The sequence below is a fragment of the Pseudomonas frederiksbergensis genome (genome assembly GCF_001874645.1).
In the GTDB taxonomy this organism is placed as follows: domain Bacteria; phylum Pseudomonadota; class Gammaproteobacteria; order Pseudomonadales; family Pseudomonadaceae; genus Aquipseudomonas; species Aquipseudomonas frederiksbergensis_B.
The window spans coordinates 3,658,745-3,675,358 of record NZ_CP017886.1 but is presented as its reverse complement, the minus strand read 5'-3'; the positions used below and the strand labels follow the sequence as shown (position 1 = coordinate 3,675,358).

The window sequence follows — 16,614 nt, the reverse complement described above, 5'->3', positions numbered from 1 at the left end:
AGCGAACACCCAGAGGATTGCGCCATGAGGGATCACCCCGCCAATCGCCGCCGCTTCAAACGTATTGCATTCGATGCCAAAACCGAGCTCAGCCAGGGCGAGCATCGCTGGCCGGTGAAACTGCTCGACCTGTCACTCAAGGGCCTGTTGATCGAGCGTCCCGAACCTTGGCTTGGGGACGAAGGGAAGATGTTTTCGGTCGACATTCACCTGAGCAAGGACGTCGAGATCCGCATGGACGTACAACTGTCCCATGACAGTAACCGCCAACTGGGCTTCGTCTGTCGGTACATAGGCCTGGAGTCCGTCAGCAGCCTGCGACGCTTGATCGAGCTGAATATGGGTGATGAGGCCGAACTTGAACGAGAGCTCGGGGTATTGATCGACATTTGACCGCTTGCGTAGGAGCTGCCGCAGGCTGCGATCTTCTGATCTCAGCGATACGACTGACGCCAAAATCAAAAGATCGCAGCCAGCGGCTGCGTCTACAAGGGTTGGGATTATTCGAATAGCGCGTCCAAGGCTTGCTCCAGGCGGGTCACCGCGATGATCCGCAACCCGGCAGGCGCTTCCTTCGGCGCATTGCCTTTGGGTACGATGGCGCGTTTGAAACCGTGCTTGGCAGCTTCCTTCAAGCGTTCCTGACCGCTCGGCACCGGTCGTACTTCACCGGACAAGCCCACCTCACCAAACACCAGCAAATCGTGAGGCAATGGCCGATTGCGCAGGCTGGACATCACGGCCGCCATCAACGCCAGGTCGGATGCCGTTTCCAGCACCTTGACCCCGCCGACCACGTTGAGGAACACGTCCTGGTCGTGGGTCGGTATACCGCCATGACGGTGCAGCACTGCCAACAGCATGGCCAGTCGATTCTGATCCAGGCCGAGGGTGACACGGCGCGGGTTGGCCAGGTGACTGTCGTCCACCAGTGCCTGAACTTCCACCAACATCGGTCGCGTGCCTTCCCACGTCGCCATCACCACGCTGCCCGGAACTTCTTCCTGCGCGCGCGTGAGGAAAATTGCCGACGGGTTGGAGACTTCCTTCAGGCCCTTGTCGGTCATACCGAACACGCCCAACTCGTTGACCGCACCGAATCGGTTTTTCACTGCTCGCAATAGACGCAAGCGTCCATCCGACTCACCTTCGAAATACAGCACCGTGTCGACCATGTGCTCCAGCACTCGGGGGCCGGCCAATGCGCCTTCCTTTGTCACGTGGCCCACGAGGAAAATCGCCGTGCCGCTCTGTTTGGCATAACGCACCAGCAACGCCGCGCTTTCACGAACCTGGGAGACGCCGCCCGGTGCCGATTGCAATTGCTCGGTGAAAATCGTCTGGATCGAGTCGATCACCATGACCTTGGGTTTTTCCACCCGAGCCGTGGCAATGATGGTTTCGATGCAGGTTTCGGTCATGACCCGCAGTTGATCTTGCGGCAAGCCCAGACGTCGAGCGCGCATGGCCACTTGCTGCTGGGACTCTTCGCCGGTGACATAGAGCGCCGGCATCCGGGTCGCAAGGTTGCACAGGGTTTGCAGAAGGATGGTCGACTTGCCGATACCCGGATCACCGCCGATCAACACCACCGAACCATCGACCAGACCGCCACCGAGCACGCGATCCAGTTCACCGGAGGCGGTGGAGAAACGTGGAATCTCTTCGACACTGACTTCGGCCAGGGTCTTGATTTGCGCCTGCTGCCCGGCCCAGCCGGTGCGACCGCTGGGGGCTGCGGCACCGCCACTTTCCACCAGCGTTTCGGTCAGGGTATTCCAGGCCCCGCATTCGCCGCATTGGCCGGCCCACTTGGGGAAGGTCGAACCGCACTCGGTGCAGCCGTACATGCGCTTTGCCTTGGCCATCTGAACTCCTGGAAAAAACCGCGATGATAGCTCAGCTGGAGAGGTTCAGCGCACTGACCTGATGGCCGTTGTACACCGCAACTTTTTCGGCCAGATGGAACGTATTCGCAGGATGACGCTTAAGATGTATTTGTATAACTTCTGGCTGAAAATTTGAAATCGATCCTGGCAGCACTCAACTATTCGCCGCAAAACTTGTACACCCCTTAAAAACTTAAGACCTGCAAGTACAAGATCCACCCTGAAAGTTACCAACACTACGTCGCCAAGAATTCTATCCGGTATATTAGCGCAGACGTTTTTCATCACCTTGAGCAAGTCGTTTTTTTGATCAAGCGTTTTAACGCCTGCACACCCCACATAAAATTTCAAACAACGCACGTCTTCTATTGCACTCATCAATTTACAGGTACTGGATGGAATCAGCCTCGAAATGAGTCCGCAAAATGGGTATGCACAAACACTGGTGGTTCCTCGCTGACCACCAGAACGTTGGTCTTCGCCAGGTCGCTACGGTCAAAGCTCACGATAAAGTTGCTGAGGGAAGCGCTAACCTAGACCACGGTGACGATCCGAGTGAAAAAGGGCCGATCACAACCGGACGCTTGAGAATTTTCTCTAACCAATCAAAGGGTTGATGCGTGTTTCACGCAAGATTGATGGCACTTTGTAAACTATTTGCCGGCAAGCGGGTCGATAGCAGCGATCGCTATAAGCCGTTGTGTCGAGCAAGACCCGACGTGCTGATTTACACTGCGTTCATCAACCTCATCTGTAACAAGGAATAACCTATGGGCGTGCTCAGTGAGTTCAAGGCCTTCGCGGTCAAAGGTAATGTAGTCGACATGGCCGTCGGTATTATCATCGGCGCCGCGTTCGGCAAGATCGTTTCGTCGTTTGTCGGTGACGTTGTCATGCCGCCAATCGGCCTGCTGATCGGTGGGGTGGACTTCGCGGACCTGGCGGTCACGCTGAAAGCGTCACAGGGCACTGTCCCGGCCGTGGTGATGGCCTACGGTAAATTCATCCAGAGCATTATCGACTTCCTGATCGTCGCGTTCGCGATCTTCATGGGCGTGAAAGCCATCAACCGCCTGAAGCGTGAAGAGGCCGTGGCACCCAGCCTGCCGCCGGTTCCGACCAAGGAAGAAGAGCTGTTGAGCGAGATTCGTGACCTGCTCAAAGCGCAGAACAACAAGCCCTGAAGGCTGCGCTGCGAAATAAACGGCGCCTGACGGCGTCGTTTTTTATCACCAGTAATTCTCCACGGCCACCTGACCAGGTCGCCGAGTAAGACTCAGTTGCATGTCGCGCTCTTTCAGCAGATTGCGCGTGTCATCGATCATCTGCGGATTACCGCAAAGCATTACCCGCGAATGTTCGGCCGTTATTGCGACGCCAGCCACCCGCTCCAGTTCACCATTTTCGATCAACTGGGTGATTCGCCCGTTCAACGCTTGCGGATGCTGCTCGCGGGTAACCGTGGCGATAAATTGCAGTTTATGGTGGTGTTCCGCCAGATAGTCGCGCGCTGCCAACTCGGCAATCAGCGCCTGATACGCCAGCTCCCGCGCTTCGCGCACGCTATACACCAGAATGATTCGCTCGAATTTCTCCCAGACCTCAAAGTCCTGCAGGATCGACAGAAACGGCGCGATACCCGTCCCTGTGGACAGTAACCAGAGATCACGCCCATCGACGAAGCGATCAAGTGTCAGGAAACCAAAGGCCTGACGGTCGACTAACAAGGTATCGCCCGCCTCCAGACGACTCAGCTCGCTGGTAAATTCGCCACCGGGAACGACGATGGAAAAGAACTCAAGAAACTCGTCATGGGGTGAAGACACCATGGAATACGCACGCCAGACCGTGCTGCCGTCAGCCTTGGTAACCCCTAGACGGGCGAATTGCCCGGCACGAAAACGAAAGCCGGCGTCTCGCGTGATACGCAGTGTGAACAGGCCCGGCGTCAATGGCTGGACATCGAGCAGGGTCTGGCGGGTGAACTTCTCTGCGCTGGCGGTCATGGGGCGCTCCATAGGTCTGATCGCTCCAGTGTCCCGCAACGCCGGGCGAAGAAACACCGTCGGTTTGTAGTGGTATTAATGAACAGACGACGAACTGTTAACTCAAGAGTTGAAGGTCGAGTTCGCGACTAGACGTTAAGGATTGTTTTAATACTCTACAGATGGCGTACAAAACATCATGCCCTGTACAGGTACTGTTCCTCTAAGAACCAGGCATCCATTTGAAGGGCCCATCAAGAGCAAAAATTCACTTCACATATGTAAGATTTATCCTACACTCGCGACGTGAAGTCTTGGATCCAATCAACGCCTACGAAGTTGAATACAGAGAGCGGTTTCTATGGATACCTGGAAAGAGACTCAGCTAAAACTGTTGACTTACGAGTCTAATATTGGCAATGCCTACAAGATAGCACTCGATTTCTTTAATAATCTTGGCTACGAGTACTGTGCGTTTTCGATGTTTCCTCATGCACCAACCCGCTGTGTTGACAAGGTAAACCTTAATAATTACTCACACGGCTGGAACACCCACTACGAGCAAAACAACTACTGCGCGATAGACCCGATAGCGGCCCATTGCAATCACTCAATACTGCCCTTTCTCTGGGATAGCGAGACCTTCATCAACGTCCCCGATCTGCGGCGCGCACTCGCGCAGCAAGGCATGCAGTACGGTTGGGCGCTGCCGGTACATGACCTGAACAACCACAACAGCGGCATGCTCAGCGTCGCCCGAAGCCATTGCCGCATCACCGCTTTTGAACTCTATGAAAACCTCGGCTATGCGACGTTCATCAGCCATAAGCTGCATGTTCTCGCGACGCAAGCCCTGGCCAGCAAGCATTCAGATGGCTTGAGCGCGCCCCAATTATCGTCACGAGAAATAGAGGTGCTGAAGTGGTCCGCGGCAGGCAAGACCGCAGTGGACATCGGAACCATCCTCAATCTCAGCCCGCGCACGGTGAATTTCCACATGAGCAATACGATCAAGAAGCTCGGCGTCACCAACAAAATTTCTGCCGTGGTGCAGGCAGCGAAGAACCATTTGATCTGAACGCGGACCAACGCCACTGCTTTTCAGTGCCGAGCACGACGGAAAAACCAGCGAGTAATCCAACGGAAAAAAACGTACCATTTACGCCCTTTCTGAGTGATGAAGCGAAAGACACCGCGACGCAGTCCACTCAGGCGGTCCCGTCCAGCATTGAATACGTGCAAAACCGCGGGACACCCGTTGATTATCCAGAGTCCCCGCCTCATGCCCCTGCTCGAAAGCCCCTTCGCCCAACTCGACCTGATTCGCCAACCCGAACAGCAGAACGAACCGCTGCAAGCGTTCGATGCGGCCGACGAATACCTGCTCAATCATCTGGCCGATCAGCAGCCCGGCACCGATACCCGGGTTCTGGTGCTCAATGACAGTTTTGGTGCATTGGCGGCGAGCCTTGTCGGCAAGGTTCAGGTCAGCAGTAGCGGTGATTCGTTTCTCGCAGCCCAGGCATTGGAAAAGAACCTGGTACGCAATGGCCTTCCCTTTGATGCCGTGTCAGTGCTACCGGCTAGCGCGCCGTTGGCCGGACCGTTCGACCGGGTGCTGATCCGCGTACCGAAAACCCTGGCGTTGCTGGAAGAACAATTGATCCGTCTGCAGGATCAATTGGCCCCCGGCGCTCAGGTGGTTGCCGCTGCCATGGTCAAACACCTGCCACGGGCAGCCGGTGATCTGCTGGAGCGCTACATCGGCCCGGCGCAAGCCTCGCTGGCGGTCAAGAAAGCCCGCTTGTTGATTGCCACACCCGACGCCAGACAACCTGCACAGTCGCCCTACCCGACTCGCTATACGCTCGACGAACCGGCGATCGAACTGCTTAACCACGCCAACGTATTCTGCCGCGAAGGCCTGGACATCGGTACCCGAGCGTTTCTGCCTCATCTGCCGAAAAACCTCGGTAGCGCGCGGGTCGCCGACCTGGGTTGCGGCAACGGAGTGCTGGCCATCGCCAGCGCCCTGCAAAACCCTCAAGCCCACTACACGCTGGTGGACGAATCGTTCATGGCCGTGCAATCCGCTGCCGAAAACTGGCAGGCCGCCCTCGGTGAGCGCGACGTCATCGTGCGCGCGGGCGATGGTCTGGCCGGGCAGGAACCGCAGTCGCTGGACGTGGTGCTGTGCAATCCGCCTTTCCATCAGCAACAAGTGGTCGGTGACTTCCTCGCCTGGCGGATGTTCCAGCAAGCGCGCGAAGCGCTGGTGGTGGGCGGCGCGCTGTACATCGTCGGTAACCGTCATCTGGGCTATCACAGCAAACTGGCGCGGCTGTTCCGGGGTGTCGAGCAGGTGGCGGCAACGCCGAAGTTCGTGATCCTCAAGGCCCGCAAGTAACGGCCAACGCCAAGGCAAAAAAAACCCTCCAGCGGAGGGTTATAAATCCGTGCCGCGAGGCACGGGATGGGATGTTCGAAGCGTTCAGTTCAGTGAGTGCTCAAGCCAGCAGCATTCATGAACATGCGCATCAGACTGGCCACGACAAACAGCGCCAGTACGCTGCCGGCCCAGATCATTGCCAACCAGCCGAGTCGCTGCCAGAGCGGCTTCTTTTCAGCCTGCTCGATTTCCTGCAGATCAGGTTTGCCCGCCATCATCTGAATCTCCTCTGAGCGTCGGCGCGAGTCACGGGCCCGCGCCGTCATCGTGTGACTAGTGATAGCCGTCTTCGTGAGTCACCTTGCCGCGGAACACGTAGTAGCTCCAGAAGGTGTACCCCAGAATGAACGGGATGATGAACAAGGTGCCAACCAGCATGAAGCCCTGGCTTTGCGGCGGTGCGGCGGCGTCCCAGATCGAGATCGACGGCGGCACGATGTTCGGCCACAGGCTGATACCCAGACCGCTGTAACCCAGGAAGATCAGCACCAGGGTCAACAGGAACGGCGTGTAGTGTGCATTTCGCGCCACGGCACGTATCAAACCGTACATCGTCACCAACACCAGGATCGGCACCGGCAGGAACCAGAACAGGTTCGGCAAGGTAAACCAGCGCGCGGCAATCTCGGCATGAGCCAGCGGGGTCCAGATGCTGACAATACCGATCACCGCCAACAACACGAACGCCAGCGGTCGTGCCAGGTTGTGCATCTGCTCCTGCAACTTGCCTTCGGTTTTCATGATCAGCCAGGTGCAGCCAAGCAGCGCATACCCCACCACCAACGCCGCACCGCAGAACAACGCGAACGGTGTCAGCCAGTCCAGCGTGCCGCCGGCGAACTGCCGATTGACCACCGGTATGCCGTCGATGAACGCCCCCAGCGCTACGCCCTGGAAGAAGGTTGCAGTCAACGAACCGCCGATGAAGCACTTGTCCCAGATGTGCCGCTTGTCGTCCTTGGCCTTGAAACGGAACTCGAAGGCCACACCGCGGAAGATCAAGCCGATCAGCATCAGGATCAGCGGCAGGTACAACGCCGACAGCACCACCGAATACGCCAGCGGGAATGCGCCGAACAACGCCGCGCCCCCCAGTACCAGCCAGGTTTCGTTACCGTCCCAGACCGGCGCGACGGTGTTCATCATCACATCGCGGTCGCGGTCGCCCTTGATGAAGGGAAAGAGAATGCCGATCCCCAGGTCGAAACCATCCATGACCACGTACATCATGATTCCGAAGATGATGATCACGGCCCAGATCAGCGGAAGATCAATACCCATGACTCAATTCCCCTTGTTCAGGCTGTGGCTGTGATCACCGTTATCGTCGGCAGCGGAAAGCGGACGGGCCGGTGTACGTTGCTGCCCAGGACCACCGTGGCTCGGTTCGGCACCTTCGTTGATTTTCGGCCCTTTGCGCACCAGGCGCAGCATGTAGCCCAGACCGACACCGAACAGCGAGAAATACACCACGACGAACAGCGCCAGGGTAATGCTCATCTGCAAGAAACTGTGCATGGATGAAGCGTCGGCGGTCCGCATCAACCCGTACACCACCCACGGCTGACGCCCGATTTCAGTGGTGAACCAACCGGCAAGAATCGCGATCAGGCCCGACGGCCCCATCCACAACGCCAGGTAGAGGAACGCACGGTTCGAATACAGCCTGTCACGCTTGCGCAGCCACAGACTCCACAGACCGGTGAAGATCATCAGAAAGCCCAACCCGACCATGATCCGGAACGACCAGAACACAATGGTCGAATTCGGCCGGTCTTCAGGTGCGAACTCCTTGAGCGCCGGGACCTGCTTGTCCAGCGAGTGAGTCAGAATCAAGCTGCCCAGGTACGGAATCTCTACCGCGAATCGGGTCTTCTCGGCTTTCATGTCCGGCCAGCCGAACAGGATCAGCGGGGTCGGCTCATTGCCGACGTTTTCCCAGTGACCTTCAATCGCGGCGATTTTTGCCGGTTGATGCTTGAGCGTGTTAAGGCCGTGGAAGTCACCGATCACCGCCTGAATCGGCGCGACGATCAAGGCCATCCACATGGCCATTGACAGCATGGTGCGGATCGCCGGGTTATCACGACCCCGCAACAGGTGCCAGGCGGCCGACGAGCCGACAAAAAATGCGGTGGCCACAAAGGCGGCCGTGGCCATGTGCATCAAGCGGTACGGGAACGACGGGTTGAAAATCACCGCCAGCCAGTCCACCGGAATCACCTGGCCGTTAACGATTTCGTAGCCCTGTGGGGTTTGCATCCAGCTGTTGGAGGCGAGAATCCAGAATGTCGAGATCAGCGTGCCGATGGCCACCATGACGGTGGCGAAGAAGTGCAGTTTGCGCCCGACCTTGTTCCAGCCAAACAGCATGACGCCGAGGAAACCGGCTTCGAGGAAGAATGCCGTGAGTACCTCATAGGTCAGCAGCGGCCCGGTGACGGAACCGGCAAAGTCCGAGAAGCGGCTCCAGTTGGTGCCGAACTGATAGGCCATGACCAATCCGGAAACCACACCCATGCCGAAGTTGACGGCAAAGATCTTCGACCAGAAGTGGTACAGATCACGGTAGGTGTCGTTGTGGGTCTTCAGCCACAAGCCTTCGAGCACTGCCAGGTAACTCGCCAGGCCGATGGTGATCGCCGGGAACAGGATGTGGAACGAGATGGTGAACGCGAACTGAATTCGGGCGAGATCAAGTGCCTCCAAACCGAACATAAGTCTTCCTCTGTCAGGTAATACGGCTGCTGGCTGGAAGCCTGCACCCACCGCCCCCACGGTTATGGAGTGTGGCGAATTCAAATTCGTTGTTTTTTTACTACCATCGCAACGCAGGGAGTCTGGCCATCTGGCCGTCAGAGCAAATCCACCAAGGGCTTTGATCTGGATCAAGTAACGATGAAAGAGTAGTCCCATTTTCCGCGCCCGACCGTGTGGTCTTTTGCCGCGTGACAGGTTGCCTCACCGTTGTGTTCAGGGCGGTGGTATTCGCTGTGGCGAAGGTAGGACGTGGGTTCCAGGACAGGTGTCTGGCTAACAGAATTCTCCGCACACGCAACTTCAGGTTACAACTTGGTGATAATCTCGATTTTTCGCCGCCCAGACCTGCCTGCCGATGCCAACCCAAGCGCCGTTGTTGTTGCGTCATCACCGCCCGTTCATTGCGTTCTGGCTGGCACGGGTGTTCACCGCCAGCGGTTTCCAGATGCTTACCGTGGCCATCGGCTGGAACCTCTATCAACTCACCGGCAACGTGCTGGACCTGGGGCTGGTCGGGCTGGTGGAGTTCGCGCCACGGGTGTTGTTCATGCTCCACACCGGGCATGTGGCAGACCGCTATGATCGGCGCAAGGTCGCAGCCATCTGCCAGTCCTTGCAGGCGATGATCGCCCTCGCCTTGGCCATTGGCAGCGCCACTGACCACGTCACCCGCGAAATGATCTTCATCCTGGCATTCCTGCTCGGCGCCGCCCGTTCATTCGAAATGCCGACCACCCAGGCGTTATTGCCGACGATTGTCCCTAATGCGCTGTTTCCGCGCGCGGTGGCCGCGTCCCAGTCGGCTCAGCAGTCAGCCACCATCGTCGCGCCAGCGCTGGGTGGTCTGCTGTATGCCTTCGGCAGCGTCTGGGTGTATGGCCCGACGGTGATTCTGTACCTCATCGCCTGCACCCTCATGCTCAATCTGCCCGCACGGCAAATCCTGCTGAACAAGGGCAAGGCAACCCTGGATTCGTTGCTCGCAGGGATTCGTTTCATTCGCAGCCGCCCGGACATTCTGGGCGCAATCTCACTGGACTTGTTCGCGGTATTGCTCGGGGGCGCCACGGCGCTGCTGCCGGTTTTTGCCAAGGACATCCTGCTGACCGGTCCCTGGGGGCTGGGGCTGCTGCGCTCGGCGCCAGCGGTCGGTGCCTTGCTGATGTCGTTATGGCTGGCGCGGTTTGCCGTGGAACGCAACGTCGGACGCATCATGTTCACGGCCGTCGGGGTGTTCGGCGTCGCGACCATCGCCTTCGGTCTATCGACCTCGTTCTGGTTCTCGTTGGCGGTACTGGTGGTGCTCGGCGCCGCCGACATGATCAGCATGGTGATCCGTGCGTCCTTCGTGCAACTGGAAACCCCGGACGAGATGCGCGGTCGGGTCAGCGCCGTGAATGGTTTATTCATCGGTGCCTCGAATCAGTTGGGCGAGTTCGAATCCGGCCTCACCGCCCACTGGTTCGGCACCGTACCGGCAGTGGTCATGGGCGGGATCGGTACCCTGCTGGTCACCGGGACGTGGATCAAACTGTTCCCGACCCTGGCCCAACGCGACCGCATGCATGTGCCGGTGGCTGAGCCGCAAACCTCAATGGAGTCCGCTAAACCAGCAACTCCGATGTCACCGCAGCCCTGACGGCCTTGCCACACAGTCGTTCGACCAGCGCCAATGCAAACGCCAGGGCAGCGCTCGAACCTTGGGCGGTGATGCAGTTGCCGTCGACGACCACGGGTTGATCGACGAACGTGCAGCCAAGCAAATGATGGCTGGCCGCAGGCAGGCAGGTCATACGCCGCTGACGCAATACGCCAAAGGCTTGCAGCGCCAGCGCCGGTGACTCGGCGATACCGGCGAACAGGCGCCCGGCGGCGGACTGATCCTTGACCAGCTGTAACAAGGGTTGATGAGCGGCCAGGCGCTGAGCACCTACGGCGCCACCGGGCAAAACGACCAGATCGAACGGTTGCGCCAGCACATCGACGAGCATTGCGTCGGCAGTCAGACGGGTGCCACGGGCGCAGGTGAGCATGCGCCGAGATTCTATGCTCGCCACCACCACTTCGACTTTCGCACGACGCAACACGTCGATCAGTGTCACGCCTTGCAGGTCGTCGATACCTTCGGCAAGGGTAATCAGGGCTCTAAAGGTCATGGTCTGCGTCCACAGGGTGATCTTTAAAGCGTAGTCAGCTTTGCTGGCAGATGTTCGAGCGGTGCTGTTACCCAATGAAAGCTACTTGATGTACAGCTGCGTCGACATCGTATTGCCGGGGGCATTGATCGAGGTATTGCTGAAGCTGAACGTCCCTTCCTGCTTACCTGCCAGATCAAAGATGTAGAGATTGCCGACGATCTTGCTGGCCATGCCGGAGCATTCCGTCAGATTGCCGTTACCGTAGGCACAGACGCGGGTCCGTACGCCATCGACTTCAAAGCCGTCCAGCGTTGCAGTCGGCAGACGGCCGTAGCCGATCTCCAGCACATAAACCTTGATGCCGGGGCCTGCGTGATCGCACTTCGTCTTCTCTTGCCCTGGCGCAATATCTTCAATGCCGCAGGAAGTCGACTGGACCTTGAGGACCTTGACTTCACTCAGCGGCGGTGCGGACGCTGCCAGTGCGGTGTGTGCACCGACCAACACGCTGCCAGAGAGGCCAAATGCCAGAATCATCCTGCTCTTTATAGAAGACATATCCACTCCCAAAACCAGCACGCAGTATGCCCCACTCCGGTTTATGGCAAAACATCGCCGACGATCGCAACCATTACCCCACGCTGCTGGTATGATGCGCGGCTTTTTCCGACCGACAGAAAATACTCAGGCGCCTGCAGTGGCCTGTGCTTTGCTGTTGAAGTCGATACATTCACGGCGCCGGGCGCGCCACGGGGAGCAGACATGCTGGAAAGGCTGTTTCAACTCAAGGCACACAACACCAACGTGCGTACCGAGATTCTTGCCGGTATCACGACCTTTTTGGCCATGGCCTACATTCTGTTCGTCAACCCGAGCATCCTCGGCGAGACCGGCATGGACAAGGGCGCGGTGTTTGTCGCGACGTGTCTGGCAGCGGCCATTGGTTCGACGGTGATGGGCCTGATCGCCAACTACCCGATCGCGCTGGCGCCGGGCATGGGGCTGAACGCCTTCTTCACCTACACCGTGGTTCTGCACATGGGCCACACCTGGCAAGTGGCGCTGGGGGCGGTGTTCATCTCGGCGGTCATGTTTTTCCTATTGTCGATCTTTCGCATCCGCGAATGGATCATCAACAGCATCCCGCTGGCGTTGCGCTCGGCGATTGCCGCCGGTATCGGCCTGTTCCTGGCGCTGATCGCCTTGCATAACGCGGGCATCGTGGTCAGCAACCCGGCCACCATGGTTGGCCTCGGCGACCTGAAACAACCGGCACCGATCCTCGCGACCCTGGGTTTTGCGCTGATCGTCGCCCTCGAAGCCCTGAAAGTGCGCGGTGCAGTGCTGATCGGCATCCTGGCCGTGACCATCGCTTCCATCGTCCTGGGCTTCACACCCTTCGGCGGCGTGATGGCGATGCCACCTTCGCTAGCGCCGACCTTCCTCCAACTGGACATCAAAGGCGCGCTGGACATCGGTCTGGTCAGCGTGATTTTCGCTTTCCTGTTCGTCGATCTGTTCGATAACTCCGGCACCCTGATCGGCGTCGCCAAGCGCGCCGGCCTGATGGGCAAGGACGGCCACATGCCGAAAATGGGTCGTGCGTTGATCGCCGACAGCACCGCGGCCATGGCCGGTTCCCTGCTGGGCACCTCGACCACCACCAGTTACATCGAGTCGGCAGCGGGCGTCAGCGCCGGTGGCCGTACCGGTTTGACGGCTGTTGTCGTAGCGATCCTGTTCCTGTTGGCGCTGTTCTTCGCACCGCTGGCCAGTAGCGTCCCGGCCTTCGCCACCGCACCTGCCCTGCTGTTCGTCGCCGTACTGATGACTTCTGGCCTGGCAGAAATAGACTGGGACGACATCACTGTTGCTGCGCCTGTGGTGGTCACCGCCCTGGCCATGCCATTCACTTATTCCATCGCCAACGGTATCGCGTTCGGGTTCATTGCCTGGACTGCAATCAAGTTGCTGTCCGGCCGTGGCCGTGAACTGAACCCGGCGTTGGTGATTCTGTCGATTCTGTTTGTGATCAAGTTGGGTTGGTTCAACGCATGACTTTCGATTCCCAGGCTTACACGGCTCAGCTCGAAGAAAAGGCCACGCGCTTGCGTGACCTGCTGGCGCCGTTCGATGCACCAGAACCTGCGGTGTTCGACTCGCCGCTGGCGAATTTTCGCCTGCGCGCCGAATTCCGCCTGTGGCGCGAAGCCGGCGAGCGTCACTACGCGATGTTCTCCCAGGAAGACAAACGCACGCCGATCCTGATCGAAGAGTTCCCGATCGCAAGCCTGCGCATCAACCAGTTGATGCCGCAGCTCAAGGCCGCCTGGCAAGCCAGCGCCGCCCTGAGTCACAAGCTGTTTCAGGTGGAATTCCTGACCACCCTGGCCGGCGATGCAATGATCACCTTGTGTTATCACCGCCCACTGGACGAGCACTGGCACGCGGCGGCGTCGAAACTGGCCGCGGACCTGAATGTCAGCGTGATCGGTCGCTCCAAGGGCAAACGCGAAGTGATCGGCCATGATTATGTGGTCGAGAAACTTGAAGTCGGTGGTCGTACCTTCAGCTATCGCCAACCGGAAGGCGCGTTCACCCAGCCGAACGGCACGGTGAATCAGAAGATGCTCAACTGGGCCTATGACGCCCTTGGCGATCGTTCCGACGATTTGCTGGAATTGTATTGCGGTAACGGCAACTTCACCCTGCCGCTGGCGACCCGCGTGCGCAAAGTGCTGGCCACCGAAATCAGCAAAACCTCGGTGAATGCGGCGCTGAGCAACCTCAGTGAAAACGCTGTGGATAACGTCAGCCTGGTGCGCCTGTCTGCCGAAGAGCTGACCGAAGCGCTGAATGAAGTTCGCCCGTTCCGCCGTTTGCACGGCATTGATCTCAAGAGCTACGAGTTCGGTAGCGTGTTCGTCGACCCACCACGCGCCGGCATGGACCCGGACACGTGCGAGCTGACCCGACGCTTCGAGAACATTCTGTACATTTCGTGCAACCCGCAAACGCTGGCGGCCAACATTGCCCAATTGCACGACACCCACCGCATCACCCGCTGCGCGATGTTCGATCAGTTCCCGTGGACGCACCACATGGAATCCGGGGTCTTGTTGACCCGGCGTTGATTGCACACCCTCACGACAAAACAGCCGTCTTGATGACGGCTTTTTTATTGTCCGAAATAAACCTATCCCATCCGAGAATCCACCTGATAGCCTAGCTATTACGGGGTGCTAAGGCATCCCCTTGTCCGATGGCGTTCAACGCCATATGACCTCATCCGACGATGAAGTGGGGGGACAGGTGGGGGGACAAAAGGGACGACAGGGGAAAAACAATGGGTAAGCTGAATCCGAAACAAGTCGAAAACCTGACCGAGCCCGGCACCTATGAAGATGGTGACGGCCTCCGGTTGGTCGTCAAACCTACCGGTCGCAAGTCTTGGCTACTTCGCTTTCAACTGGCAGGCCGTCGCAGAGAGATGGGCTTGGGCTCATTCCCTGAAGTGAGTCTCAAGAAAGCCAGACAAGAAGCCAGCACTAAACGAAGCCAGTTGAGCGACGGTGTAGATCCTCTAGCAGCTCGCGACATTGAGCGTGCTGCCCAACGCGAAGCACAGCGAACCAACGAAGCAAAGCAGCTGAAGTTCGAGACACTTGCGAAAGAGTACTGCGAGGCACACGGAAGCATCTGGTCAGATAAGTGGCGTAAAGGCTGGCTGCGAAAGCTGGAGCTGTATGCCTTTGACCACATCGGCAAGTTGTCAGCCGAGGAGATAGGGACTACGCAGGTGCTCAAAGTACTGCAACCCATCTGGGCCACCAAAACCAGAACCGCCGACGAGGTACGCGGCCAGATTGAACAGATCCTAGACGCGGCCAAGGCCCGCAACCTTCGTGTGGGAGAAAACCCCGCCCGTTGGCGCGGCCACCTGGACAACCTACTGAGTCGCGCTGAAAAGAAGAAAGCTCGAAAAAGCACGCACTTTGAAGCGTTGCGCTGGCAGGACGTGCCCGCCCTGATGGCTAAACTCGCCCTAAACACCACTCCAGCGTCTTGGGCCGCTCAACTGCTGATCATGACCAGCGCACGTGCACACATGGTGAGACTTGCTCGTTGGGATGAGTTTGATCTGGAAGCCGGCACCTGGTCGCTGCCTGATGAGCGTATGAAAATGCGAGTGGCCTTTGTAGTGCCACTTGCCGATGAGGTCGTAAAACTAGTACAGAGCATTCCACGAGTTGCAGGTAGCCCATACTTGTTCCCAGGCCAGGGCAAGAGCGGGGTAATGCACGAAAATGCCATACGAACGCTGCTGCATGCCATGGGCCACAAACAGATCACGCGACATGGTTTTCGCTCCTCATTTCGTGACTGGGCGGGCGAATGCACTCACTACCCACGTGAGGTTTGCGAGATGGCGTTGGCGCATGACGAACGTGACCAAACTGAGGGGGCGTACTCTCGCTCCGATTTCCTCGACAAGCGACGTACACTCATGACAGATTGGACTTGTTTCCTCACCCAACCGTCTAAGAAGAACTGCTAACGTGGTTAAATTCACAAATCTTGAATCCATCTTTGAACTCGCAAACCCTGAAACTGTTTTTGAATTCAAAAATCAGGAAACTATTCTTGAAAGCAAATCAAACTTAAGCCTTGACACAATCATAGAGAACAGCCTCACCAGCCTTAAAGACATATTAGAAATAGTGCGTCCAGATGACAACTTCAACGAAGTATTGGACGAAGTTTCTTGTGCCATTGAGGATGAAAAAACCAATCACGAAACGTTAATAACCCTTAACTTTGAAAGCGTCTTTCCGGGAACAGAATTACCACGTAAAAATGACGCCTTGTTCTGCCTCGCCTGCGCCGCATGCTTGCAAGCAAAAAAACTTAATATTTCCGACAACAAAAACAAGGCCTGGGCATTAATCACCTATGCCAACCAGCTTATCGGACAAGCTATGGAGAGCTTTAACCAAGAACACAAAGCTAATGAGGCGTTATCTCGTCAGCGTAAGGGTGGCGAAGCAACTAAAGAGAAACACCTCATTGTACGGGACGAAATGATCCGACTCCTCAGGGAATTGGCTCCACCTCCTACCGGATGGAAAAATAAAAAACAGGCCGCTGAGGTGATCGGAGAGGCGTTGGAGCGCTTCATTATGGAAAAGGGTTTGGGGACGATTATTACAGACCCAGAAGCTACGGCAAAAAATTGGTTGTACGCGTTAAAAGAAACGGAAATCCAAGAGGCTTTTAAAGCATCGTCGACAAAGCACAAAACCCAAAAAACGGAGGAGCCGCTGACTTATTCGATCTTGCGCATGCAGGTAACTCGTTGAGTTTCCAACATGCAGCAAGCAGAAACTTGAATA

Annotated in this window: 16 protein-coding genes; 9 read left to right on the top strand and 7 right to left on the bottom strand. The window is 57.5% G+C overall.

Features of this window, described 5'->3' with window-relative positions:
* Positions 1-24 precede the first annotated feature (24 nt).
* Positions 25-393, top strand: a complete 369-nt coding sequence (locus tag BLL42_RS17645) for a PilZ domain-containing protein (RefSeq protein WP_071553227.1) — start codon at positions 25-27, stop codon at positions 391-393.
* 107 nt (positions 394-500) lie between these two features.
* On the opposite strand, the gene radA is transcribed toward BLL42_RS17645, so the two are convergent.
* On the bottom strand, positions 501-1,868 hold the full coding sequence (gene radA, locus BLL42_RS17640; RefSeq protein ID WP_019691594.1) for a DNA repair protein RadA: 1,368 nt from the start codon (positions 1,866-1,868) through the stop codon (positions 501-503).
* Positions 1,869-2,659: 791 nt separating this feature from the next.
* Here radA and mscL point away from each other — a divergent pair.
* A complete protein-coding gene (gene mscL, locus BLL42_RS17630) occupies positions 2,660-3,073 on the top strand; it encodes a large-conductance mechanosensitive channel protein MscL (RefSeq protein ID WP_071553225.1) in 414 nt (137 codons plus the stop codon).
* 45 nt (positions 3,074-3,118) lie between these two features.
* Here mscL and BLL42_RS17625 read toward each other — a convergent pair whose 3' ends face one another.
* Positions 3,119-3,895 carry a ferredoxin--NADP reductase gene (locus BLL42_RS17625; protein WP_071553224.1) on the bottom strand — a complete coding sequence of 259 codons (777 nt, stop codon included), beginning with the start codon at positions 3,893-3,895 and terminating at the stop codon, positions 3,119-3,121.
* A gap of 340 nt (positions 3,896-4,235) precedes the next feature.
* Between BLL42_RS17625 and BLL42_RS17620 the strand changes: the two genes are divergently transcribed.
* Together BLL42_RS17620 and BLL42_RS17615 are read left to right on the top strand one after the other, a co-directional pair.
* Positions 4,236-4,952, top strand: a complete 717-nt coding sequence (locus tag BLL42_RS17620; RefSeq protein ID WP_071553223.1) for an autoinducer binding domain-containing protein — start codon at positions 4,236-4,238, stop codon at positions 4,950-4,952.
* A gap of 204 nt (positions 4,953-5,156) precedes the next feature.
* A complete protein-coding gene (locus tag BLL42_RS17615) occupies positions 5,157-6,281 on the top strand; it encodes a methyltransferase (RefSeq protein ID WP_071553222.1) in 1,125 nt (374 codons plus the stop codon).
* Positions 6,282-6,370: 89 nt separating this feature from the next.
* Here the strand turns inward: BLL42_RS17615 and BLL42_RS17610 are convergent, their stop codons facing one another.
* From BLL42_RS17610 to BLL42_RS17600, 3 genes are read right to left on the bottom strand one after another with little or no spacing between them, the layout of a single operon-like run.
* Positions 6,371-6,538, bottom strand: coding sequence for a DUF2474 domain-containing protein (locus BLL42_RS17610; RefSeq protein ID WP_071555784.1), 168 nt, complete (start codon positions 6,536-6,538; stop codon positions 6,371-6,373).
* 58 nt (positions 6,539-6,596) lie between these two features.
* The gene (cydB, locus tag BLL42_RS17605) at positions 6,597-7,604 is read right to left on the bottom strand and encodes a cytochrome d ubiquinol oxidase subunit II (protein ID WP_071553221.1); all 1,008 of its coding nucleotides are present in this window, start codon (positions 7,602-7,604) and stop codon (positions 6,597-6,599) included.
* A 3-nt stretch (positions 7,605-7,607) separates the two neighbouring features.
* Entirely contained in the window at positions 7,608-9,041 is a 1,434-nt protein-coding gene (locus BLL42_RS17600; protein WP_071553220.1) for a cytochrome ubiquinol oxidase subunit I, read from the bottom strand.
* A gap of 397 nt (positions 9,042-9,438) precedes the next feature.
* Between BLL42_RS17600 and BLL42_RS17595 the strand changes: the two genes are divergently transcribed.
* Positions 9,439-10,722, top strand: a complete 1,284-nt coding sequence (locus BLL42_RS17595) for an MFS transporter (RefSeq protein WP_071553219.1) — start codon at positions 9,439-9,441, stop codon at positions 10,720-10,722.
* Here the strand turns inward: BLL42_RS17595 and BLL42_RS17590 are convergent.
* Both BLL42_RS17590 and BLL42_RS17585 read right to left on the bottom strand, forming a co-directional pair.
* Positions 10,688-11,239: a DJ-1 family glyoxalase III gene (locus BLL42_RS17590; RefSeq protein WP_071553218.1), complete on the bottom strand. Its 552-nt coding sequence runs from the start codon at positions 11,237-11,239 to the stop codon at positions 10,688-10,690. The two genes, BLL42_RS17595 and BLL42_RS17590, sit on opposite strands and share 35 nt — an antisense overlap.
* Before the next feature lie 81 nt (positions 11,240-11,320).
* Positions 11,321-11,758, bottom strand: coding sequence for a DUF4879 domain-containing protein (locus BLL42_RS17585; protein ID WP_408004032.1), 438 nt, complete (start codon positions 11,756-11,758; stop codon positions 11,321-11,323).
* Positions 11,759-11,983: 225 nt separating this feature from the next.
* Between BLL42_RS17585 and BLL42_RS17580 the strand changes: the two genes are divergently transcribed.
* The 4 genes from BLL42_RS17580 to BLL42_RS17565 all read left to right on the top strand — a co-directional run bounded on the left by BLL42_RS17580 (position 11,984) and on the right by BLL42_RS17565 (position 16,581).
* Positions 11,984-13,279: an NCS2 family permease gene (locus tag BLL42_RS17580; protein WP_071553216.1), complete on the top strand. Its 1,296-nt coding sequence runs from the start codon at positions 11,984-11,986 to the stop codon at positions 13,277-13,279.
* Positions 13,276-14,355, top strand: a complete 1,080-nt coding sequence (trmA, locus tag BLL42_RS17575; RefSeq protein ID WP_071553215.1) for a tRNA (uridine(54)-C5)-methyltransferase TrmA — start codon at positions 13,276-13,278, stop codon at positions 14,353-14,355. The genes BLL42_RS17580 and trmA overlap by 4 nt, the downstream gene beginning before the upstream one ends.
* Positions 14,356-14,567: 212 nt before the next feature.
* Positions 14,568-15,779: a tyrosine-type recombinase/integrase gene (locus BLL42_RS17570; RefSeq protein ID WP_071555783.1), complete on the top strand. Its 1,212-nt coding sequence runs from the start codon at positions 14,568-14,570 to the stop codon at positions 15,777-15,779.
* 1 nt (position 15,780) lies between these two features.
* Positions 15,781-16,581, top strand: a complete 801-nt coding sequence (locus tag BLL42_RS17565) for a hypothetical protein (RefSeq protein ID WP_071553214.1) — start codon at positions 15,781-15,783, stop codon at positions 16,579-16,581.
* Positions 16,582-16,614: the final 33 nt, after the last annotated feature.